The organism is Nitrosovibrio sp. Nv4, from assembly GCF_900215485.1.
Classification (GTDB): domain Bacteria; phylum Pseudomonadota; class Gammaproteobacteria; order Burkholderiales; family Nitrosomonadaceae; genus Nitrosospira.
This window is the reverse complement of record NZ_OCMZ01000001.1, coordinates 1,203,344-1,228,200: the sequence shown is the minus strand read 5'-3', so window position 1 is coordinate 1,228,200 and position 24,857 is coordinate 1,203,344. Positions and strand designations below refer to the sequence as shown.

At 53.2% G+C, this 24,857-nt stretch carries 14 protein-coding genes; 7 read left to right on the top strand and 7 right to left on the bottom strand.

Going from position 1 to position 24,857, the window contains the following annotated elements:
* Nucleotides 1-9: 9 nt before the first annotated feature.
* From ligA to smc, 3 genes are read right to left on the bottom strand one after another with little or no spacing between them, the layout of a single operon-like run.
* On the bottom strand, nt 10-2,097 hold the full coding sequence (gene ligA, locus CRO05_RS05475) for an NAD-dependent DNA ligase LigA (RefSeq protein WP_097066142.1): 2,088 nt from the start codon (nt 2,095-2,097) through the stop codon (nt 10-12).
* The gene (locus CRO05_RS05470; RefSeq protein ID WP_097066141.1) at nt 2,094-3,290 is read right to left on the bottom strand and encodes a cell division protein ZipA C-terminal FtsZ-binding domain-containing protein; all 1,197 of its coding nucleotides are present in this window, start codon (nt 3,288-3,290) and stop codon (nt 2,094-2,096) included. The genes ligA and CRO05_RS05470 overlap by 4 nt, the downstream gene beginning before the upstream one ends.
* A 2-nt stretch (nt 3,291-3,292) precedes the next feature.
* On the bottom strand, nt 3,293-6,871 hold the full coding sequence (smc, locus tag CRO05_RS05465; RefSeq protein WP_097066140.1) for a chromosome segregation protein SMC: 3,579 nt from the start codon (nt 6,869-6,871) through the stop codon (nt 3,293-3,295).
* Between the two features lie 157 nt (nt 6,872-7,028).
* Between smc and queF the strand changes: the two genes are divergently transcribed.
* Nucleotides 7,029-7,448, top strand: coding sequence for a preQ(1) synthase (gene queF / locus CRO05_RS05460; protein WP_097066139.1), 420 nt, complete (start codon nt 7,029-7,031; stop codon nt 7,446-7,448).
* A 228-nt stretch (nt 7,449-7,676) separates the two neighbouring features.
* On the top strand, nt 7,677-9,251 hold the full coding sequence (locus tag CRO05_RS05455) for a LysM peptidoglycan-binding domain-containing protein (protein WP_097066138.1): 1,575 nt from the start codon (nt 7,677-7,679) through the stop codon (nt 9,249-9,251).
* Between the two features lie 128 nt (nt 9,252-9,379).
* Here CRO05_RS05455 and CRO05_RS05450 read toward each other — a convergent pair whose 3' ends face one another.
* Nucleotides 9,380-10,276, bottom strand: a complete 897-nt coding sequence (locus CRO05_RS05450; protein WP_369831597.1) for a pirin family protein — start codon at nt 10,274-10,276, stop codon at nt 9,380-9,382.
* 43 nt (nt 10,277-10,319) lie between these two features.
* Nucleotides 10,320-10,652 (bottom strand): SMR family transporter, encoded by a 333-nt coding sequence (locus CRO05_RS05445; protein ID WP_097066137.1) that lies wholly within the window; start codon nt 10,650-10,652, stop codon nt 10,320-10,322.
* Between the two features lie 457 nt (nt 10,653-11,109).
* Here CRO05_RS05445 and CRO05_RS05440 point away from each other — a divergent pair, with 457 nt between their 5' ends.
* From CRO05_RS05440 to CRO05_RS05425, 4 genes are all read left to right on the top strand, one after another.
* Entirely contained in the window at nt 11,110-12,282 is a 1,173-nt protein-coding gene (locus tag CRO05_RS05440; protein ID WP_097066695.1) for a DUF1207 domain-containing protein, read from the top strand.
* 126 nt (nt 12,283-12,408) lie between these two features.
* Nucleotides 12,409-14,202 carry a single-stranded-DNA-specific exonuclease RecJ gene (gene recJ / locus CRO05_RS05435; RefSeq protein WP_097066136.1) on the top strand — a complete coding sequence of 598 codons (1,794 nt, stop codon included), beginning with the start codon at nt 12,409-12,411 and terminating at the stop codon, nt 14,200-14,202.
* Between the two features lie 268 nt (nt 14,203-14,470).
* Nucleotides 14,471-17,932: a transcription-repair coupling factor gene (mfd, locus tag CRO05_RS05430; protein WP_097066135.1), complete on the top strand. Its 3,462-nt coding sequence runs from the start codon at nt 14,471-14,473 to the stop codon at nt 17,930-17,932.
* Nucleotides 17,933-18,158: 226 nt separating this feature from the next.
* Entirely contained in the window at nt 18,159-19,760 is a 1,602-nt protein-coding gene (locus CRO05_RS05425) for a diguanylate cyclase (RefSeq protein WP_235001299.1), read from the top strand.
* A gap of 20 nt (nt 19,761-19,780) precedes the next feature.
* Here CRO05_RS05425 and CRO05_RS05420 read toward each other — a convergent pair whose 3' ends face one another.
* Nucleotides 19,781-20,626 (bottom strand): SH3 domain-containing protein, encoded by an 846-nt coding sequence (locus tag CRO05_RS05420; RefSeq protein ID WP_235001298.1) that lies wholly within the window; start codon nt 20,624-20,626, stop codon nt 19,781-19,783.
* Between the two features lie 510 nt (nt 20,627-21,136).
* Between CRO05_RS05420 and serB the strand changes: the two genes are divergently transcribed.
* Entirely contained in the window at nt 21,137-21,967 is an 831-nt protein-coding gene (gene serB / locus CRO05_RS05415) for a phosphoserine phosphatase SerB (protein WP_097066693.1), read from the top strand.
* A 105-nt stretch (nt 21,968-22,072) separates the two neighbouring features.
* Here serB and CRO05_RS05410 read toward each other — a convergent pair whose 3' ends face one another.
* The gene (locus CRO05_RS05410) at nt 22,073-24,712 is read right to left on the bottom strand and encodes a TonB-dependent receptor (protein ID WP_097066133.1); all 2,640 of its coding nucleotides are present in this window, start codon (nt 24,710-24,712) and stop codon (nt 22,073-22,075) included.
* Nucleotides 24,713-24,857: the final 145 nt, after the last annotated feature.

The window sequence follows — 24,857 nt, the reverse complement described above, 5'->3', positions numbered from 1 at the left end:
GTTTAAGGATCAGGATTTTTCAGAAATCAAGTCAGGCGCTGAATCTTGCAACAATTGTAACAGCCCTTCCTCGTCGAGGATGCGTATCCCCAATTCAACCGCCCTGTCATATTTACTGCCCGGGTCCGAACCAGTCACGACATAGTCCGTTTTTTTCGAGACGCTTCCCGTTACTTTCCCCCCCAGCGCTTCAATTCTCTCCTTGGCGTCCTCGCGCGACAAATACGGCAAGGTTCCCGTCAACACAAAAATCCTGCCAGCAACTTTGCCAGCTCCTGCCGGAAAGCCGGAACCTGCCTTTGCCTGCGTTCCCGCATCTTCTTTCCATTGTATTCCGCCTGCCCGCAATTGCTCGATAACTTCGAGATTGTGTCCTTCGGCAAAAAAATCGCGGATACTCTCGGCCACAACAGGTCCTATGTCCGGCACTTGCCGCAGGCTTTCCATATCCGCATCCATCAACCGGTCGAGGCTGCCAAAATATCGGGCCAACTCCCTGGCCGTGGTCTCGCCCACATTGCGAATACCCAGCGAATAAATAAAGCGGGCCAATGTAGTATGTTTGCTTTTTTCAATGGCAGCAATGATATTGCCTGCGGATTTTTCCGCCATGCGCTCCAGATGGGCAAGCGCGGCTATGCCGAGTTTATAGAGATCCGCAGGTGTTCTGATAATGGCACTGTCCACCAGTTGATCCACCAGCCTGTCTCCAAGTCCGTTGATATCCATGGCGCGGCGTGATGCAAAATGCAAAATTGCCTGTTTTCGCTGCGCTGGACAGAACAGTCCGCCGGTGCAGCGTGTCAGCGCCTCGCCAGGCAGGCGCACTGCTTTGGACCCACACACGGGGCAGTGATCCGGCATAACGAACGGTATTACCTGCGGGCTACGGTTCTCTTTCTGGACCGCTACCACTTCGGGAATCACATCGCCCGCCCGCCGCACCGTTACCCAATCGCCGATCATGACATCCTTGCGCCGGATTTCATCCTCATTGTGCAGCGTAGCATTGGTAACGGTGGCGCCGCCCACGAATACAGGCTTCAGCCGGGCAACTGGCGTCATGGCGCCGGTTCTACCTACCTGTATATCGATCCCCACCAATTCAGTTATCGCTTCCTGCGCTGGGAATTTATGCGCGAGCGCGAATCGGGGGGCACGTGAAACAAACCCGAGCTTTTGCTGCTGCGCCAGATTATTGACTTTATACACCGTGCCATCAATGTCATAGGGCAGACTCCCGCGCATCGCCCGTACTTCGCGGTGATACTCCAGCAACTCTGTCGCGCCGATCACCGTATTGCGTTCGCGCGCGACCGGAAAACGCAACGACTCAAGATAGTCAAGTACGCGATTATGCTTATCACGGGGCACATCTCCCCCTTCACAAGCCCCTATGCCATAGGCGAAGAACTTGAGCCTGCGCCTGGCAGTGATACCGGGATCGAGCTGGCGCAATGAACCCGCTGCGGCATTGCGAGGGTTTATGAACTCTCTTTCTTTTTTTTCGCGCTGCTGCCGGTTAAGTTTCTCGAAGTCCGCCTTCAACATCAGCACTTCACCTCGTACCTCAAGAAACGAGGGACCTTGTGCGGCATGAGAATCGGGTTTCAGTTGTAGCGGAATAGACTGGACTGTGCGCAGATTCAGAGTGACGTCCTCCCCAACATAGCCATCGCCACGGGTAGCGCCGGTCCTGAACATACCATTCTCATAACAGAGGCTGACGGCGAGCCCATCGAATTTGGGCTCCACCGCATATTCCACGCTGTCTGTTCCAAGGACCTGACGCACTCGCCGATCGAATGCATTTACCTCTTCGGCTTCAAATGCATTGCCGAGGGAGAGCATGGGTGTCCGGTGAACAATGTGGGCAAATTCCTTGATGGGGGCAGCGCCGATGCGCTGGGTAGGGGAATCAGCTGTGACGAGATGGGGATGGCGCTGTTCAAGTTCCTGCAGTTCCCGGAACAGCTTATCGTACTCAGCGTCCGGAATAGTCGGGGTATCTCGTGCGTAATAGTGGTAATTATGCATTTCTATCGTATCGCGCAGTTCCTGTATGCGGCGCGATACGTGTTCCGGGTGCTCACTCACGCAAAGAGCCTCAACGCGGTTTCGCCACCAGGGGAAATATTGTGCGCCAGCATCAGGGACTGAATCGCACCCAGTTGCTGCCTGATTTTCCGGATACCGCTATCGCTCAAGGGCAGACGATTATCATCCACCATTATGCCGTCGAGTTCGTCCGTAAAAACCTCGGCGAGGTGCACCATCTGCCCGAAAACGATTTCGCCATTTACCACTCTGGGCACGTCAAGGAGAAAGGTAATGCCATGAGTAATAAGCATTCGCATGCTGTTGGGAAGAAAAGGAGAAGGCTCATAATTGCCGAGGGAAAACAGGATAGCGTTGTTTTCGTCGCGGTAATGAAAAACGCCCTCTGCTCCCAGTTTGAAACCTGATGCTTCTGCGAGGACACGGATTTTGGCGCCGGTGAACGCACTGGTATCCTTGCTTATAATGTTAATACCTACCATCACATCTACTCGTGTGCAGAATTCGTCGAGTAACAAAGCTCGCTCATATGCTTTTTGTATATCAGGACAATTTGCGGTTGCTTTCACACGCGCGGAAAAGTTTTCCGTCATATCGCGAAACTCCGACAAGCTGACTTCGCTTACCGGACCGGCGCGGTCCGCGAGTTGCAGGCGGCCACGCAAATTGCGATAGCCGCTCTTATTGTTGGTCTCTATCGTGATTTCTTCCCAGAATGCTTCCGGGCTTCTCCGCCCCATCCATCGCACTGGTTTGCCGAAATCAAACTTCCGCTGTAGTAACGCCGCCAGATTCGAATCCGCGATCAGCGTTCCACTTTCGATGCCAACCGTATAATCCACCGCCTCGGCCATGCTATCGCCGCTGGTACTGCTGCGATTGACGGGAGGTGGTGGCGCCTGTTCAACCGGCGTAATCGGGGTGTCCGAAATAGCCGGGCTGGCAGCGGGTTCCTCCTTTGGCTCGGCAAGTTCTTGCACGCGCGGCGGTTCTGCATCCGGCTCCATCAGGCTCTCGTGCAATAGCTCGCTGCCGAGTTGAGGTTCGATCCGTCCATTTTCTTCTACCGACACGGCGGTTCTCAACAATACATCTTCATGCTCCCGGCCAAATGCTTCTTCCGCTCCCCGCCGGTAGCGGCGCTGCTGCATCCAGTTAAAAAAAACAACTCCCATAACCACCACCATGCCAATGGCGATCAGGCTGATCTGCAATTCACTTAAATTTCCCATACTCAAGTCACCATGGCGGCATCACTCAATCCGACAGCCTCTTCGATTTCTACCGCAACCACTCGAGAAACGCCCTTTTCCTGCATGGTGACGCCTATCAACTGCTGCGCCATCTCCATGGTGATTTTATTGTGGCTGATAAACACAAACTGTGTCTGGCGCGACATTTTCCGCACCAGGTTGCAGAAGCGTTCGGTATTGGTGTCGTCCAGGGGAGCATCCACCTCATCCAACAGGCAAAAAGGCGCCGGATTGAGCTGAAATAGCGAAAAAACCAGCGCCAATGCAGTTAGCGCTTTTTCACCACCGGACAGCAAATGGATGGAACTATTTTTCTTGCCCGGCGGCTGCGCGAAAATCTGTATGCCTGCGTCCAGTATCTCCTCTCCCCTCAATATCAGCTTGGCTTGTCCACCGGCGAACATCGTGGGAAATATTTCATCCAGATGGCTGTTGACCTTATCGACCGTCTCCAGCAGGCGTTCACGGGTTTCCCGGTCTATCCGGCGAATCGCATTTTTAAGCGTCTCGGAGGCTTCTTCCAGGTCCTGGGATTGTGAGTCCAGATAGGTCTTCCGCCCCTGGCAGGATTGCAATTCGTCGAGCGCCGCAGGGTTGACCACTCCCAAGGCGGCTATTTCCGCATTCAGACGATTGATCTCGGTCTGCAAAGCCGAAGTCCGCGTTTTCCCAAGAGACTGTATCAACTCCTCCTCGCAGCCCCCTGATTCCCGTAATTGCTCGCCAAACCGGTCCTCGGTAATGCGCGCCTCTTGTTCCTTGAGTCGCCCCTGGCTGATAGCTTCGCGCAACGGTGGCAATTTTTGTTCGGAATTCATGCGCGCCTGCTCTATCTCGCGCAATTCCCGCGTCACATCTTCCAGAGCATTGCGCACCGCCGCCAATTCCTGCTCGCGTTGTTCCCGCAGCGTCAAGCGCTCCTGAAGCAGACTATTCAGTTGCGTTTCATCAAATCCGCCTTGCTCAGCTTGTAGTTTTTCCAGATGCGCTTTGAGCTCAAAGATACTCTCGTCGATGATACGGATGGAATTCTCCGTCTCAGCGATTTTATCCTGGCAGTTTTTTTCATGAAATGCTGCTTCCTGCATTTCCCTTGCGGCTTTCTGCGCCAGTTGACGCTGGGCGTTGAGGAACTGTTCTGCTGCCTGCCGCGCCAGTTTTTGTTTTTGCAACTGGTCCTGCAGAATCCCGATCTGAACCTGATATTCACTGAGCTTTGTTTCAGCATCCTGCTTTCGGGAACGTTCCGCCGCTCCCTGCTGCTCGATTTCCGCCAGTTCGCAATCAATCTGCTTGCCGCGCTGCCCAGTGCGCTCAGCCAACTGAGTAAGTTTGAGCGTCTGCATTTGCGCGTCGTGATGCTGTTGCTGGAGTTGGGCGCTGTCGTAACGCAAGCCGGATACAGACGATTCAAGCTCGAGACATGCTTCTTCCGCCGTTTCCAGTGCGGATCTCTCGACCAGGAGATTTCCCCTCAGCGCATCCGCTTCAACTTTAATCTGGGCAATCTCGCGTTGCCGCCCAAGTACTCCATGCAACTGGGAATCGGGAGCATAATAAGTAAGGCTGTGACACGTAATAATATGTCCTTCCCGAGTCACCAGCATTTCACTGGACGAAAGTTCTGTTCGCTGCGAAAGACCGGCGGGTAAGCTCTCTGCCACAAAAATACCGCTCAACCATTCATTCAGCACAGATTTTGTTCCTGGATTATCACAAGCCAGATACGATTGCAGCGCTTTCCGGCTTTCCCTGACCCGCGGCCTGTCTCCAGCCGGTTTGCCTTCCACTCCTTCTATCTCCTGGAAGGCTTGCATCGCTTGGGTTCTCGGCCTGGCTGACTCGAACAGAGCGCATTTTCCGGGAGGCGGATCATCAGCCCACTCGTGGGCTACCTCCAATTGCTCAAGCTGCGCGCTATTCAGACGCTCGCGCAGAACTGCTTCAAGCGCATTTTCCCATCCCTTCTCAATCTGAATGTTTTGCCACAAACGCGGTGAAACATCCAGTTGACGCTTGACCAGCCACGCATTCAATCCTTTGCTGTCTTCAAGCCGATTCTGCAAGCGCTGCAGCGCGTTGAGTCGCGCTTCCGCCTGAATAACCTGCTGCTCCAGCATTCGTACTTTACGCCCGAATTCTCCCTTCACTTCTTCAGCGTCCAGCAACAGGTCTTCGGTTTGCGAGAGCATTTCCTTTTTATGTTTCAGGTCGGCCGCTGTAATTTCCGTCTGCCGGTTTAACCGCGACAACTCTTCTATTTCTGGCTGCGGTAACGCATCGCGCTCAGTCAGTAACCGTACGCGGCGGGCTTCCAGCTGCTGCAGGTTTTTTTTCGCATGGGCGCGATGGCTTTCTTCCAGTTGTCCGGCCTGCTCAACCAGCAGAAGGCTGCGCTGTGTTTCGTTCAATTTTTCCTGACACGAGCGAAAAGCGGAGTCGGCCAAGGGCAGCTTTTCATTCTCTGCAGCAGCCTTTTCTTTGCCGGCTTCCAGAGCCAGGCATGCCTGTTCAAGCTCACCCTGCCAGCCGCTCAAGCTGTCCGCCGCATCCTCCGCTTGTTTCTTCTTCTGCTCAAGCTGATTCCTGGCGGTCATGATCTGCTGCGCGATACGCTGACGGTTCTCGCGCATATGCCGGATTTGCTGTTCGGTTTGAGCCACCTCTGCATTGACCGCATAAAGTTCGCCCTGCGCCTGATGCAATCGATCGCTCGTGGCATAATGCTGGGCGCGCTTTTCTTCAAGGTATTTTTCGGCGCGCCGCAGACTCGTGGTTTCTGCTTCCAGGGCGGTTTGCAGCAATTGAAGCTCTTTCTCCGCAAGCGCTCGCTGCAGGGCGGCTTCCTGCTTGCGGGCACACCATAATAAATTTTGCGCCCCGTGCAGCTGGCCTTCCATATCCTTGAACCGGGAGGCAACCGTGGCCTGTTGTTCCAGCCGTATCAACTGCTTTTCCAGTTCCCGGCAGATATCGTTCACCCGCAACAAATTTTCGCGGGTATCGGCCAGACGCGATTCGGTTTCGCGGCGGCGCTCGCGGTATCTGGAAATGCCGGCAGCCTCCTCCAGAAATACGCGTAGCTCTTCCGGTTTTGCTTCAATAATACGTGAGATCATCCCCTGCTCGATTATGGCGTAGCCACGTCCGCCTATGCCCGTACCAAGAAATATATCCGCAATATCCCGGCGTCGCACATGAATATTATTGATGTGGTAGGTTGACTCGCCATCCCGGCGCAACACCCGCTTGATGCAAATCTCCGCATAGCTCGACCATTGACCTGCCGCCCTGCCGAGACTGTTGTCAAACATCAACTCCACGCTTGCCCGGCCGATGGGTTTACGATTCGCCGAGCCGTTAAAAATCACGTCCTGCATGGACTCGCCTCGTAATGCAGATGCCCGCGATTCGCCCAGAACCCAGCGTACCGCGTCAATCACATTGGATTTACCGCAGCCATTGGGACCCACAACCCCGATCAAGTCTCCCGGAAGGGGGATTTCGGTGGGATCAACAAAGGATTTGAAACCGGCGAGTTTGATATGAGAGAGACGCAATTTACGGTTCGCAACCAGTTATAATTGTACAGCTTGAAGAGACGGGGGCCGAAGAGAGGTCTCCAAGTCTTCCGAAAGGTATTCTGCATCATTCGGAAAACGGACGTATCGGACGTATCCGCAGACCATTCTAACCGATTTGACCGAGATAAGAGAAATGCCCAGCAGCCCCACAAAAGACCTGGAAATTTTCGCCAATCCGGCGCCAGCGCGGGATTACCATATTCATATGGAAATTCCGGAGTTTACCTGCCTATGCCCGAAAACCGGGCAACCTGATTTCGCTACCCTGATTCTGGATTACATTCCGGACAGGAAATGCGTCGAGCTTAAAAGCCTCAAGCTCTACATCTGGTCTTACCGGAACGAGGAAACATTTCATGAAGCCGTAACCAACCGCATTGTCGATGATCTTGTTGCTGTCTTGAAGCCTAGATACCTTCGTCTCACCGCCAAATTTTACGTACGCGGCGGCATTTTCACCAATGTAGTTGTTGAACATCGGAAACCGGGTTGGAACCCGCCTCCGGCAGTGGATCTAGTCAGATTCGAGAGCCAGTCCGCGACGCGCGGATAAATTATGTTTGAGTGGGCCCATGCATGATGCAGGGCCCAGCCGTAAGCTCCGTAAGCGGTTGGCTGGTTTTTCAATTTAATCTGATTACATAATACATAAGGAAAAATGAAACGTCAGCGCGCTTTTTGCTGCTACTCATGGGGAGATACGAGTATTGATTTTTGTTTTCCGATCCTGACCTTTTCCAGGTCCGGCCTCAACGGACACTGTTACCTATTGATATTTTAAATGAATCACAAGGATGAAAAAAAAAGATTCACGGTAATCCTGATTATCAGCCTGATGCTGATGAATGCAAATTTCGTAGCACAAGCGGCCGAACCTGCAGGATCCGTTCATCAAGCGGTTATTAAGCTTGTACCTGAAGAGATGCACAACGCTGCCGATACGCCTTCCATTACGGAAAGCAACGCAGTAATTCGCACTGAAAGCGAAGCTGTAACTCCCACCGCCGAAATCCGTGCTGTAATTCCCGCGGCCGAAAGCGATGCCGCCGGTGACCACATGACCCCTGCTGACACAAGCAATGCCGCCAGCAACCTGTCTGTTGCTCCCATCGATCTGTGGGAACGCATACGCAAGGGCTTTACCATGGCTGAACTGGACAGCGAGGAGGTGCGCCATAGTGAGGATTTTTACGCCAGTCATCCGGAATACATAAAGCGCGTTGTAGAACGCGGCAAGCGATACCTCTTTCATATCGTTGAAGAGGTGGAGCGCCGCGGCATGCCTGCCGAAATTGCCCTGCTACCCATTATTGAAAGCGCTTTCAACCCTAAAGCCTCCTCCAGTCGCCACGCCGCGGGGATCTGGCAATTTAGTCCCTCTACCGGCAAGAATTATGGCTTGAAGCAGAATTGGTGGTACGACGGCCGGAGGGACATAATCGCCGGCACCAACGCTGCACTGGATTATCTGGAAAATCTCCATCGCATGTTCGGCGACTGGGAATTGGTATTGGCATCGTATAACTGGGGTGAAGGGGCCGTGGGGCGCTCGCTCATGAAGAACCGTAGCAATGGATTGCCGGCGGATTTCCGCAATATCAGTTTGCCGCCCGAAACCCAGAGCTATGTTCCGAGGCTGATCGCGATAAGGAACATCATATCGAATCCCGCGGCATTCGGCGTTGAACTCGAGTCCGTGCCGAACGAGCCTTATTTCGAGAAAGTCGCGGCGACTCGCCACATCGATATAAAACTGGCGGCGAAACTCGCGGGGATCTCCGTCGACGAATTTAAAGCGCTCAATCCCGCGCATAATCGGCCGGTCATCAACACCGACGGCTCGCGCACCCTCCTGTTTCCCGCAGATAAAGTAGAGATTTTTTCGGCGAATCTGAAAAATCACGACAAGCCTCTAGTGTCATGGCAAGCCTATCGGGCAAAAAAAGGAGAGACCGTCGAAAAAATTTCAGCACGTTACGGAATCAGCGTGCGCCGACTGCAGGAAGTGAACGACATCGACAGGAACAACATGATAACGCCAGGGCAGACTTTACTGGTTCCGCATAACGGAAGTGCCGGGGGTGAGGATATCTCTGTTATGAGCAATAAACCCGCGACGCTGAAATTGCCGGAACACAGCTTCGTCTATGCGGTTCAAAAAGGCGATTCGCTGTTCGGGATCGCCAAACGCCACGGGGTTACCGCAGCGCAAATAAAATCATGGAATGGCAGTACGAACCGGCTACTCATCGGCCAGAAACTCATACTCAAGCATAAACCTGCAGGCAAAACAACCGCACCTTCCCCAGAGCTTCCAGAGGTACGGACTGCCATGCCGGAAAAGAAGCGTATGTAATACTGCTCCCTCATAAATGACGGGACGCATCCATGTTGTATATGGCTTAATGACAGCCGAGGCTACGATGGCTATGGTAGGTTCAAGGAGTCATGACAGCATAGTTAGTTTGCGTGAACCGCTTCCGGTTATGACAAACGGCCCATCCTGCCACCCTGGTAATCCGAAATCGCCTGCCTGATTTCATCCGCGTTATTCATCACGAACGGACCGCTGCCGACGATCGGCTCATCGATCGGCTCACCGCTAAGCAGCAATGCAGTGGCGTCTTGCGCACTGTCGATACAAATCCGGTCACCTGCCCTCTCAAACAGGCCGACCTCCGCCGTACCAATTACCTCAGAACCATTCAGATGAACCGAACCTTTGAGCACCGCCAGCATGGTGTTGTAACCCTCGGGGATGGGGAGGCAGAACGGCTGCTCGCCCGTCAGATGAAGATCCCATACGTTGATTGGTGTAAACGTTCGTGCCGGTCCGTTGACGCCGTCATACTCACCCGCAATGATGCGGACGCTCCCATTATCTCCGGGAAGGCTTAGCGCGGGAATCTGGTTATTCAAAATGCCTTGATAGCGGGGAGGCGACATCTTTTCCTTCGCGGGCAGATTGACCCATAGCTGCACCATTTCAAGAACGCCGCCATGCTGCGCAAAATCACGCCCGTGAAATTCTTCATGAACCAGACCGGACGCTGCGGTCATCCATTGGACATCGCCGGGACCGATACTGCCGCCGCTACCCGAACTGTCACGATGCTCCACCTCCCCGCTATAGACAATGGTTACGGTCTCAAACCCGCGGTGCGGATGCTCGCCGACACCGAGCCGCTTCCTGGTAGGCGGAAATTCCATGGGGCCCGCATAATCGAGAAGCAAAAAAGGACTGATCATCGGGCCCAGGTTCGAATAAGCGAAGAGTGACCGCACGGGAAAGCCGTCGCCAACCCAATGGGAGCCCTCACTGCGTTGCGTGCGCAGCAGTTTTTTGGTTGATTTACCAGCTGTCATATTCGGTTGCGCCATAATTTTCTCCACTATATTCTCAAGCTCGACGGATTATTAAGCGTTAGTGAGCGGCAGACCTGGAAAAGACGTTCAGGACAACCACTCCGGCAATGATAAGCGCCAGACCGACGATAGCGGGACCATCGAGCGCTTGCCCGAAAACGAGCCAGGCAATAAGCGTAACAAGTACGATACCAACACCAGACCAGATAGCGTACGCGATTCCCACCGGGATCGTGCGCAAGGTAAGAGACAGGAAAAAGAAGGCAGCCGCATAACCCGCTACCACTACAATTGATGGCCATAGCTGCGTGAAACCGTTGCTCGACTTCAATACGGAAGTCGCCACGACCTCACTGACAATTGCGAAAGAAAGGAAAAGCCATTGGTTCATTGCCGGGTTCCTGGCTGAATTGTCACTTAGGAAGCTGACGTTCAAGGAAGCTGACGCTCATTCATCAAAGCGAATAATACTTGAAGTACTTACGATAGCAACCACCAATAGCTGAACGTTCCCGTGCTGCACGAATCCGCCGCCGTACGTGCGCCACCGTACCGACATATTTCATTTTATAATGAAAACTCTGGGATCCAGCAACTACAACTCACGTTGCCTACGTTTCCTATGGTTTCGCCAGCGTGGATCACTTGAGACCAAAATTAAAAGGCACTCTTGCTTCCTCAAGGCATTTAGCAGAGATGGTTTTCATGCTCATACCCTCGAACTAATGCGGGACGGATGACGCAAGACCGAAGGAAATTCAGAAAAATCAATAAAGGCATCCATGGCAAAAAACACCAAAAACAGGATTACTTCTCATAGCAACGCTCATTCAAGCATTAGCGAAAAAATGAGAATTGCTTGGCGATTTTTTTCAATCACTGCAGCCGTCTTATTTTATATACCCACTGTTAATGCCACGGTACCGGATGATTCTTACATTGCCGGTTATGCCGCGGGTGTTCTCAAAGGCTTAAAGATCGAGATTCCGTCATTGGTCGTGCGAAATGGCATTATTACCGTTCCCTCAAAGAAATTACCGGAGGAAGACCGCGCCAGGGTTGTACAGATATTGTCAGAGATTCCCGGCGTTACCGCGGTAAACCTAGCAGACAACACTGTTCAGCCATCTGCAACCCCTCCCTCAGCGCCGGATGTCACTGCTGCAGCGCCAGATGTCACTGCTACAGCCCCGGATGAAGCAATCACCAAGGAAGGCGTGCCGGCAGACGACTCGACAGTGCTTGCGACTGGGATGCTGCCCGAGGGTCATCTATTCAAACCTTTGCTGGCCGATCCGCGGTGGGCTCATTTCTCGGCGGCTTATCGCAACTATATAGGGAACAATGTTGATGGAAATAACAATGGCTCCGTCAGCTTCGGCGAAACCATACCGTTCTATCGCGGCAATTTCGGGCAATCCACGGTGCAATGGGAAGCAGGCCTTCAGGCTGCAGTCTTCAGCGACTTCAATCTCGACGCGCCCTCCTCCGATCTGATCAATTCGGATTTTATAGCCTCGGCTTACGGGAGTGTGCGGGCAGGTCAATTATCTGCTTTTGGTCGTATCTTCCATCAGAGCTCGCATCTTGGCGATGAGTTTTTGCTGCGGAGCATAACCAGCCTGGAGCGTATAAATCTCAGCTACGAGGGCGCCGATCTCAGGCTTTCTTATGAACTTCCATATGGCATACGCGTTTATGGCGGCGGAGGGGGTCTCTTTCACAAGCGTCCCTCGGAAATCAAACCCTGGTTAGTGCAATATGGTCTCGAATTCCGAAGCCCGTGGCGGATCGAGGTTGTATCAATGCGGCCTATTCTCGCGGTTGATTTCAAAAATCATGAACAAAACAACTGGAACACTGACGTGTCTGCGAGGGCGGGGTTTCAGCTAGACCGTCTTCAAGCATTCGGGCGCAAACTTCAGTTCCTGGTCGAATATTTTAACGGAAATTCTCCAACCGGCCAGTTCTATAGAGAAAAGGTCGAATATCTCGGCATCGGGGCGCACTATCATTTTTAATCCTTTCAGCGATTGGTTAAATTGGATTTTATGCTCTTTCAAGCACATCGCTCCCGGCTCTAAGCAGAACTTGAGCATCGCTTGACGCGTTATACTAGGAAACCATTCAGTTTTCGCGTCTAGCGCATGCTCAACACCACTACTCGCGTCTACTCGCCTCATGTTGCCGACAGGTTGATTCGCCACGGCTTGCATCCCGTGCTGGCTCGGGTCTATGCGGCGCGCGGTATCGAAGATCCGGATCAACTCGAAGTGGATTGGTCGCGACTGATCCCGTTCGAGCGTCTGAAGAATGTTTCCCTGATGGCACGGTTTCTCGCCGACGCAATTTTGGCGCGGAAACGTCTGCTGATCGTAGCGGATTATGACTCGGATGGGGCCACCGCTTGTGCAGTTGGCATGCGCGCACTGACAAAATTCGGCGCAATAGTAGATTATCTTGTCCCGAATCGCTTCGAATACGGTTATGGCCTCACGCCGGAGATCGTGCGACTCGCCGCCGCTGCCGCAGCCCGGCCGGAAATACTGATCACGGTAGATAATGGCATAGCCAGCGTGGAAGGCGTGGCTGAAGCCAATCGTCTCGGCATGCAAGTGCTTGTTACCGACCATCACCTGCCTGCGGACGATTTGCCGGACGCCGCCTTGATTGTGAATCCCAACCAGCCTGGCTGCGATTTTCCCAGCAAGCATCTCGCCGGGGTGGGCGTAATGTTTTATCTGATGCTGGCGCTACGGGTCGAATTACGTGCCAAAGGCATCTTTGATTTTCCCCAGAAAGAACCCAATCTTGCCAGTTTGCTTGACCTGGTGGCACTAGGTACTGTGGCCGATGTAGTGAAGCTCGATGACAACAATCGGCTATTAGTACACCAGGGGTTGCAGCGTATCCGCAAGGGGCGCGCCTGCGCGGGCATTAACGCGCTACTGCAATTTGCGAAACGGGACTTTCGGCGAGTATCCGCCTATGAACTGGGTTTCATGCTGGGACCAAGATTGAATGCAGCCGGACGGCTCGACGATATGGCGCTGGGCATCGAGTGCCTCATTACGGATGACGAGTCCCGAGCGTCACAAATCGCGCTGCGGCTCGATTCGCTTAACCGAAAGCGCCAGGAAATCGAAGCAGACATGCAGGACAGCGCGAAGATTATGCTGGAGCGTATCTTTTCATCGCCCTCCATACCCTGTATAACCCATACCCAATATCCCATCGCCAAAGAACCGGATAATCATAGCCTGAGTCTGTTCGACGCGACTTGGCACCAGGGCGTGATAGGCATACTCGCTTCGCGCGTAAAGGACAAATTCCACCGGCCCGTAATTGCATTTGCGCCTGGTGGCAATGGAGAATTGAAGGGGTCGGGCAGGTCGATTCCAGGATTCCACCTGCGCGATTCGCTCGATATCATTTCAAAACGGTATCCCGGCCTTTTGCTCAAATTCGGCGGACATGCGGCCGCGGCAGGATTGACTATACGTGATTGCGATTTTGAAAAATTTCGCGATGCTTTCGAGCAAACCGCACAGGCGTTGCTCGGGCCCGCTGATCTGAAGCGCATCATCGAAACAGACGGCGATCTGGATGAATCCGAAATGAATCTTGAGCTGGGGCGGCACCTCGCGGAACAGGTATGGGGACAGGGTTTTTCGCAGCCTACCTTCAGTACCCGCTTTCGTGTGGAAGATCAGCGTGTAGTGGGACAAAAACATCTGAAATTAAAGCTGAGGAAGCAGGAATCCAGAATTGAAGATTACGGTCGACCAAAACCGCAACCCGTGTATGACGCCATGCTGTTCTCCCACACAGTTCCTCTTCCAGGAGTGATAGACGCTATTTATCGATTGCAGGTAAACGAGTTCAACGGCAACTCCACCTTGCAATTCATCCTGGAGCATTGGTTGCAGCCTGATATCTGATGTCCCCCGCCATGCGTACATAATCCATCGCGGTGAATGTAGGCCTCTCTATTATTGCGATGTACCAAATACTGCTGCTAGTCGCCGAACTTGTCTTCCTGCCCTTTGTATATCTGCCTCGACACACTTCTACCTATATTGGTAAAGCCGGACTTATTCAGAGATTCGCGGGAGACTGACATATAATGTCCCTCTTTTTACGTGGAGCGGGACGGTTATTGTTCGCTGGTTCCATTGGATTTTCATTGCATTGAAAAATAGTATCCAGATGCCATTCAAGCTGACCATTCCATCACCCGGCTCAACAATCCGCTATGGCCGTTTCGACGGCTCCGGCGATGCGCTTGCTCTGGCACAACTGGCACAAGAAACAAGACCTGTCACGATCGTGACGGCAAGCGCGCTTTCCGCGCAAAGACTCCTGGAGGAAATTCCTTTTTTTGCGCCCGGATTGAAAACCCGTCTGCTACCGGATTGGGAGACACTGCCCTACGATACCTTTTCACCCCATCAGGATCTGGTCTCTGAACGGCTTGCCACGCTGTATCAACTCATGAGCGGCGACTGCGATGTACTGATCGCACCTGTCACCACCGCCTTATACCGCATGCCCCCGCGGGAATATCTCGCCGCGCACACTTTTTTTCTAAAACGGGGAGAAACGCTTGATCTGAACGCGCTACGGAGCCAAATGACTTTAGCGGGTTACAGCCATGTAACTCAGGTGCTCTCGCCGGGAGAATACAGTGTGCGTGGAGGACTGGTCGATCTGTTCCCGATGGGCAGTCCACTGCCCTATCGCATCGATTTAATGGATAACGAAATCGAGACGATTCGGACTTTTGATGTGGATACACAGAGAAGCGTCTATCCTGTCGCCGAGATACGGTTGTTACCCGCACGTGAATTTCCGCTCGACGAGGAAGGCCGCACTCGTTTTCGAGGGGGTTTTCGCGAGAAGTTCGAAGGTGACCCGTCAAAAAGCCGTATCTATAAAGATATAAGCAAAGGCGCGGCCCCTGCCGGCATTGAATACTACCTGCCGCTTTTTTTTGAGCAGACCGCGACGCTCTTCGACTACTTGCCACAGACAACGCTGCTATGCCTTCACCATGAAATTTATCCGGCAGTAGAAAACTTCTGGCGAGACACGCAATCACGCTATCAGTTGCTACGCGGCGACAATGACCGTCCATTGCTGCCGCCGGGAGAATTATTTGTCACGACAGAGGCTTTCTTCGGCGCACTGAAACCCTACCCGCGCATCGAGATCCAAAATGACGCTCAGAGCTCGAAGGCCGAGGCTCAAAATTTGACCCGCTCACTGCCACCCCTTCAGATTGACAGGCGCGCTGACAATCCGGCAGAGAAGCTTAATGCGTTTATCGCAAAATTTACCTCTGAATATGGGCCCTCTGGCGGGCGAACATTGCTTCTGGCAGAGAGCCTCGGCAGGCGAGAACTGATTGCTGAACATCTGAAGCAGTACGGACTATACCCGGACATTTGCGATGATTACGCGCAATTCCGGGCAAGCGCCAAACCTTTCATGCTCGGCGTAGCCCCGCTGCACAATGGTTTTATATCCGCAGGTGAGGGAACGGCGTTCATTACGGAGACCGAGCTATATGCCCGGCACCTGCATGGCCGCCGTGAACGTGATTCGCGAAAAGCTACCGTAGTGGTGGATGCGATGCTGCGGGATTTATCCGAAATCAAACCGGGAGACCCGGTGGTGCATGAGCAACACGGTATCGGCCGTTACCTCGGGCTGGTAAGCATGGACCTTGGCGAAGGCGCGACGGAATTTTTGTCGCTTGAGTACGCTGGCGGAGATAAATTATATGTGCCGGTCTCCCAACTTCACCTTATCGGGCGATACAGTGGAGCGTCGCCGGAAGCCGCGCCACTGCATAAACTGGGCAGCGGCCAATGGGATAAAGCCAAGCGCAAAGCAATGCAGCAGGTACGCGATACCGCGGCGGAACTGCTGAATCTTTATGCTCAGCGTACCGCCCGTGCAGGCCATGCATTCAGCCTCCGACAACATGACTACGAGGCCTTTGTCGAAGGATTCGGCTTCGAGGAAACACCCGATCAGGCAGCGGCCATTGATGCGGTAATCGAGGATCTGGGTTCTGCCAAGCCTATGGATCGTCTGATCTGCGGTGACGTAGGTTTCGGCAAGACCGAGGTTGCGTTGAGAGCGGCCTTTGTTGCCGTCGCCGATGGCCGACAGGTAGCGGTACTGGTACCCACCACGCTGCTGGCTGAACAACATTTTCAGAACTTTTCCGATCGCTTTAGTCTGGTCGCGGACGAATGGCCGATAAAAATTGCGGAGCTGTCGCGTTTCCGTTCAGCCAGGGAACAAACCCAGGCCTTGGCAGGGCTGGCCGATGGGCAGATAGACATCGTCATTGGCACGCATAAACTGATCCAGAAAGGCGTCAAATTCAAAAACCTGGGATTGGTCATTATTGATGAGGAGCACCGCTTTGGCGTGCGCCATAAGGAACAACTGAAAAGCCTGCGTTCCGAGGTGGATGTATTGACCCTTACCGCTACACCTATTCCCCGCACCCTCGCCATGTCGCTGGAAGGGCTGCGCGATTTTTCCGTGATCGCTACTGCCCCGCAGCGGCGGCTCGCCATTAAAACCTTTGTCACCCGTTTTTCCGAGGGCATTATTCGCGAGGCATGTTTGCGCGAATTGAAACGCGGCGGGCAAATATATTTTCTGCACAACGAGGTGGGAACAATTCAGCCGATGCATGACAAGCTCGCGCGGCTGTTGCCGGAGGCGCGCATAAACATTGCCCATGGGCAAATGCGTGAACGTGAGTTGGAGCATGTGATGAAGGATTTTTATCAGCAGCGTTTTAATCTGCTGCTATGCACAACCATTATCGAGACCGGCATTGACGTTCCCACTGCCAATACCATTATCATCAATCGGGCGGATAAATTCGGTCTGGCTCAATTGCACCAGTTGCGTGGACGGGTAGGCCGTTCTCACCATCAAGCGTACGCATATTTGCTGGTACCGGAAGAAGAGGCGCTGGGTACACAGGCGAGAAAGCGTCTGGACGCTATTCAAACAATGGAAGAACTGGGAGCCGGCTTTTACCTGGCCATGCACGATCTGGAAATCCGCGGGGCGGGCGAGGTGTTGGGCGAGTCGCAAAGCGGGGAGATGCAGGAAATCGGCTTCAATCTCTACTCCACCATGCTTGATGCCGCGGTTCGGTCATTGAAGGAGGGTAAGGAACCCGATATCGAACATCCGCTGGGGGTCGCTACCGAAATCAACCTGCATGTTCCCGCCTTGTTACCGCATGACTATTGCAGCGACGTACATGAGCGCCTGGTACTGTACAAGCGCATGGCTAATTGCACCAGCGATGAACAGCTGGACGATATTCAGATTGAATTGACAGATCGATTCGGGCTCTTGCCGGATCCCGTCAGAGCATTGCTGGACTGTCACCGACTGCGTATTGCAGCGATGCCCTTGGGAATTACTCGCATAGAAGCTGCTTCTGACTCCATACAGGTGCAATTCATCCCCAACCCGCCGGTAGACGCCGCAAGACTCGTCGCGCTACTCCAGCGCAGCCGGGACTACCAACTCTCAGGCCCCGATCGCCTGAAAATACAGACACGGATTGCGGGGGTTGGAGAGCGAGTGACGCGAATAAAAAGCCTGATCACCGAATTGAGTGCCTAAAAAGTCAATTGGATGAGGCTGTGCAACACCGGTATGCCTTGCTATTATGCATTTCCCATGCATATCGGTTCCTGCGGGTTTTGCTGCTCCTGAAAAATTCCATTTTCAATCGCTGCTTTTCAGGACAATCATCCTGAATTTGGGCCATGACTTGTCCGTTAATCTACCTTTCAGTACCGGAAAATCTATCTTGGCGTGGTTAAAGAGTATTAAAAGCAAAATTGTTGTGTTCGCCATCACGGCCACGCTTATTCCGTCATTGGGGCTGGGGCTGCTATCGTTTCGGCAGAATGAGGCGCAGATCAGCGACAATGTAACCCTCGAGCTTCGCACGCTGACAAATTATGCAAACCGGGAAATGGAACTCTGGATCGATAAGCGTGTGCACGAAGTGCACGTCACGTCCACGTCCAGCGCAGTCATAGATGGACTATCGGCAATTGAGCCGCTGGGAACGGATATGGTCGGCGAAGATCCGCGCGCCCTGGCACACTACCTGAGATCGGTACAGGAAAAACTCGACACCATACTGGAACTCACGGTCGTCAACGCGGCGGGGCAAGTCGTAGCGAGTAGTGCGGAAACCCCGGCTATGATGACGCTTCCGGATGATTGGCCGCAGAGCTCCCTCACAGAAGGACTTGTGGCCGTACCGGTTCACTGGAACAAGCAATACGCCACCGCGACGGTTAGCATCGCGATTCCGGTATTGTCATACGACAACATATTAATGGGCGCGTTAGTGGCCGTCCTGGATCTACGCACCCTGCAACCCGATCTGAAGAGTGCAACAAAATCGCCGCCGGGCGAAGTGCTTTTGCTCGATCCGGACGGCAGGACCCTTGTCAGCAGCCATGCTGATGCAGACGAGCTGATGCAACTGGATGCGTCCTCGCTGCAGCGTCTGCTCGCCCAGCCGGGCGAGTCCCTTGTCTTTGATGGCCTGACGCATCGCGAAGTCATCGGATTGGCCGATGTATCAGCCGAACTAGGCATCACGATATTGGCGGAACGTGATTACGCGGCAGTCTATGGCGCATGGATAGAACTGCGCAATATGTTCCTGGCGCTGGTAAGCGCACTGGTTCTGGTAATGGCAGCAGTGGCCTTCCAGATGGGCCGCTCGATTGTTGTGCCTTTGCAGCGGCTGATCCGCGCGGCGGACCGCATCGCCAGTGGCGATCTTGAGGTGCGCCTCTCCGCAACGCGGCACGATGAACTTGGTCATCTTACGCAGGTATTCGACCAGATGGCGGATAGGCTGCGCCGGAGTCACGCGGACATCATGGCCGCCAATGAAGCCATGCAGCAACAAAATCAGGTGCTGGAAACGCTCTCCATCACCGATAGCCTTACCGGTCTGCACAATCGCAGCAAACTTGATGCAATTCTGAACGACGAGCTCGCGCGGTTTAGACGCACCCAGCGGCAATTTGCGTTGCTAATGCTGGATATCGATCACTTCAAGACACTTAACGACACCTACGGCCATGTGGTCGGCGATGAGATTCTGGCTGCTGTCGCCCGAATACTTCTTCAGTCTATTCGCAGTATTGACTATGCAGCGCGGTATGGGGGCGACGAATTTATTATTATTCTGGTCGAAACCTCGGCGGAGCTGGCACTGAAAACTGCGGAGCGCATTCGCTCCCATGTAGAAAGCATGTGCTACAGCGTGAGCGATTCGACAATCACGGTAACGGTGAGTATCGGCGTTGTGCAGTGTCAACCCGACGATATAACACCAACGGCGGTTTTCACTCGCGCTGACCATGCTCTCTACGAAGCGAAACGAGCCGGCCGCAATCGAGCGTGTCGCGCTCCATAGGGCGATCATCGGGAAGCGCGTCAATGGCCTACCAGCTGCGCCTCCACCAATGAACTGAAAACCCATCCCGATCGCCCGTCAGCCGTAAGGATTTGCAGCCAGTCGCCTCTGTAGGCCTCCGCGAGTACCGTCGAATCTTTTTTCAGCATCCCGAGCACCGCGGCACGTAGGCCTGGCTTCTGGCGAAGATTGCTGTTGGCTCTGGCACGCAGCGGGATCGGGACCTGGAACGAAACAGTCACCTGCTGCGGATCTGAAGCTTTGCGGGCGCGATTATTCCTTATCATGTCGATAAACTCGCGAGCCTGCGCGGCATAGTCCATGGCAGCAGCATAATTATCCTGCGCATATGCCGTCGCCGCCGCATTCAACAGGAGCTGTGCCTGAGTATGCAATACCTGCTCGGAACCCGTGGGCGGGGAAGACTTCAAGTTCTCCATAACCATTTCAACCTCCGCAATAGTCGAGGCAGCGGCAGGGCGGGTAGCCAGGCGCCGAAGTTTCACCTTGGCGTGTGCGGCCTGACTGGTGCTTTCCTGCAGCGCCTTCGCCTGATCCTGCTGCCGAGCCTCCTGACTTCGGATATAAGTATCCTTCTCCGCCAGCAACTTCTGCAGGCGTTCGATTTCATGTTGCTGCGCCTCCTTTTCAGTCAGCAGCTTTGCGTATTCAATTTCACGCTGCCCCTCCGTGCGGGATTCCGAGAGCGTGTCCTCAGCCTCAGCTTCCAATTGATGGGCTTTCGGAAGAATATTGCATCCCATCATATTCAAACCAAGGAGCACCAGAACCAGCCGACCCAGCATTTGTTCCGGCCGGATCTTTGGCGTTCTGTAGAGCTTGATCGATTGTTTCAATGGTCCCATTACCTTGTTCTCCCGATCCTGATATCCATGCTATTAGAATGCCTATTATGCCCGCAGTTCAGGTTTACGTGATGCACGTTATCATTCCTGGCGTTCGATTCAGCGATTACTTCAGCCAACGCTGGTGTAGCGCGTCTGCCTCGCTCTGCCAGCGTGAGAAAGGCCGAGGCTGCGATTATATATTCCGGTATTTTGGAGCATATGAATTCTTTAAGAAACCGGCTTGAACCCGGATAACGCCCTTGAGCGATGCTAACCAACCCGGTATGGAAGTTAATGCCAATTGCTGGCAAAATACGGGGTTGTCTCAAAAATACCGGCTTTCACACAAATGTCCTCCCCCGCAACGTTGCTGCGGTGGTAAACCACTGGAACTGGGCAAACAGACATACAAAGCAGATGCTCCATCTGCTTTCTGCCAAGCGGAAAGACAACTCTGCTGATCAGGTTGTCCTCAGTCACTTCTTGCCCGGACTGGAAGCATTCTTAACAATAAATTGGAACCGTTACATGAACCTCATCATACAAGGGCTGGAGATCGAGAACAGGGATTTACGAGAGTTGGCGAAGCTCGCGGGCGCTAACGGAATCGAACGAATTACAGGTCAGGCTTTCCGGCTGAGAAACGCAAGCCGGCGGGACGAGGTCCCCGAATACTGCGTGGACGCGGGACTGGATTTCGCGTTCGTTGAGCAAACGGTGCGGCTGTCCGATTTTGGCCTGGTTGCAATGGATATGGATTCCACCCTGCTTGCGATCGAGTCCATTGACGAAATAGCCGACATGCAGGGTGTAAAACCGCAAGTGGCGGAAATCACACAAAGAACGATGCGCGGCGAAATTGTCTTCGCGGAAAGTTTGAGGCAGCGTACGGCTCTGCTGCAAGGTCTTGCTGAGGATGCGCTACAGCGGGTATACGATGAACGGGTTCGATTGAGTCCCGGTGCAGAAAAAATGCTGCAACAGATGAAGTCGGCCGGCCTCAAAACAATGGTTATTTCCGGGGGTTTCACCTTCTTCACGGATAGAATCAAGACAAAACTGAGTTTGGACTACGCAGCGGCCAACACATTCGAAGTTGCGAATGGCAGACTTACCGGAAAGGTACTGGGGGAAATAATAGGTTCCAGCGGAAAAGCGGAAGTGTTAAAAAAAGTGCGCGAGGAACTGGGACTGAAACGGGAACAGGTAATCGCTATCGGCGACGGCGCCAACGATCTCAAAATGCTGGAGGAAGCTGGTGTCAGCATCGCCTATCATGCCAAACCCATCGTGCAGGAGAACGCCACCTATGCGATTAATCATGTCGGCCTGGACGGGGTGGTAAACCTGTTTGGCTAATCCACACGGCATCTGATCTTCTGGGTCTCAGTCCCGATGCGAATGGTAACTCGCATCGGACATCCCGACCTTCGGTAGCAGCCTCTGCAATACCCAGTATCCGAACTAATAACTAAACGCGGCTTCAACAAGATAGGTTCGTTGCGGATAGGGATGAAAGACAAACGCCTTATCATTGTTCAGGTTGGTAATGCCAAATGAGACCCGGCTTCTCAAGCCGTTTTGCAGCCTAAAGCGGTAGCTGGTCTTGAAGTCCATGAAAAAGAAGTCGCTCTGAGAGCCAAACACGTTATTCACATGATCCTTATTATCGATATCATTGAAGGAATCGCTGGTATAGCGGCCCGAAAGCGATATATCCCATGCTTCAGTGGCATGATAAGTGGTAAAGAAATTTGCTCGCCAGTGGGGTAAGCGGATGCGTTGCTTACCAGTCAAATCAACATCGGCTGGCGCACCTGTCGACTCTCTGAAGCTGATCACCGGCCCTTTTTCGACTTTCGCATTCATCCAGGTGCCATTAAAACTTAAGTCGAATTTTGAACCAAGAATGCGCCGCTGGTCGTAGATCAACTCCACGCCAGTCGTACTGATCTCGCCTATATTCTGAAATGCGCTTGTCGTAAGTACACCCGAGGCCGTTCTTACTTGTTGGATGGCATCCTTGATATCATCCCGAAAAGCATTCACGCGAATGTAGCCCTTGGGCAAGCCGTATTCAATCATGAAGTTGTGATGGACGCCATTCTCGGGTTTGAGCAGGGCATTGGCAGTGATGATACTGGTTGGCGAGCTCAGCGATTGATACAGTTCGGCTATCACCGGAAAACGATGAGCGCGGCCGAATGAGTAACGGTATTTCCACAGCCCGGGCTCATAACCCACCGAGACCTTGGGCGAGGTTTCTGCCATGGAGCGGTCTGGCACGCCGACATTTCCAACTACGCCGTTCATTGCCGACCACCATTCCTGACGCACTCCGGCGGTAACATCCCAGCCAGGCAGAAAGCGAAAGGCGGATTGGGCAAAGACTGCATGAGTTGAAGTTTGACCATCATTGTTCCGGTTGGCCTGCAACGCCCCGCGAGCCATGGTGGAGTAGTCGATCAGATCATATTGCCGGAAACTCAGATTGTATTGATCGAAATGGTAGCCAGCCAGAAACGATAGCTTATCGTTGCCAAGCAATACCGGCGCGCTCAGCTTGAGATCATAATTAAGCCAGCTGAATTTCCGAAAGTCCTGAATTTGCCCTGCGCCCGAATTTTCCGGATCACCCTGATTGAAAAATGCTGAGGCACGGATATCCTTCAGGACATCAAAATGACTGATAGTCGTATCGATATTCCAGTTAGGGGTAAGCGCACCACGAAGCTGAAGCCCTAGATTCAGTGTCTCGCGCTTGTCTCGGCTACCGCCAAATCCGCGCTGTTCCACATCGAAACGCGTTCCATCCAGTGACGCGTCACCGGGAACTCCACAGGTAGCGACAGAATTGCAGGTAGGCGGAGGCCCTCCCCAGAACAGCCCTCCGGTTGCATCTCGTACATAGTTGCGTGGGCGGTTCTGGTTGCGCGTGCGATCTTCATAAGCCACTGTAAAGAGGGCTTGAAGATCAGGATTGATGTCGTAACCGAATTTGCCCTTGAACAGGTGAGTGTTTACTTTCTCCGGACCGGTATCGCCATAAATTATGCTGGGGGTTCCGCGGGTATCATTCGTCCGGATACCGCCCATGACGGGAGTTCCTCCCGCAACATCATGCAGCCCCGTATTGTCGATGAAATAGGACTGAGGATGACCCTGCGCTTCGAGTCGGTTGTAAGCCAGGAATACCGTAAATTTGTCCTGAATCCGATTGCCATAGGATATGTATTGTCGATCCCCAATGAACGTTCCTTTATCCGGTCCATAAATCTTGTAAGGCTGAATAAAGAGACTGCTCTCGACATAAAATTCCTGTTTGACGGGCATGCGGGTCTTTATGTTGACCACGCCTCCAATAGAATTGCCGCTATATTCCGCTGAGAAGGGCCCATAAACGACATCGACAGAATCGATTTCATTGGGGCCGACCAGTGACCATCGCGGGGCACCGTTGAAGGATGCCTGAAGGAAATTATGCAGCGGTAAACCGTCCGCGTAAACCATATTGCGGGCGGTGGAAAACATGTCTGCGCCACGGATGCCCAAGACGCCGTTGGGATCGCCTACATAGCGCTGGCGAATCTGCAGGCTGGGCATGTACTTCAGCACCTCTTCCGTAGTTTGTGCATTTTGCCGCTCGATCTGTGTCCGGGTCACCCGGGCAGAAGGCGATGTGTAATGCGAGTCGCGTTCGGGCTCGCCAGTGATAACCATTTCCTTGAATACAGTTTCCTTTGTTTTTTCCGGTATCGGCTTATCCTCGTCTTTATTTGGGCTCTTATCCTTGTTCTTGTTCTCGTCGGCAACTTCACTCGGTATTTTCTCGTTGGCGGAACGTGGAGCCGGAGAAGGAACCAAATTTGGCGTAACCTGACTCAACTGAATCATACTTGGAGTCAACAAGGGAATCGCAGCGTTCGATTGAACAGTTACCCCTTCGATTTGGTCTCGCGACAAAAATGTTTCAATGAGCGAGTGCGGCCCCAAGAGGCCCTTAGCGGTTTTTTCCGGCAGAGGTTTTATCGGCTCTCCTGAGTCTGCCGCCAAGGCTGAAGACGTGCACAGCAAAGCCGCAAGCACGAGTGAGATCGGTTTCATATTATTATTCGGTATCCTCGCTCGTTCCTATCCATAGACAACCAGACAACTCAACCAGACGCCCTACCCCCGCGGGCATTTAAAATACGGATCGATCAACCCGGCGATTTATCGCAGAGCATTGCGGGTCAGCTACGCCCAAGTA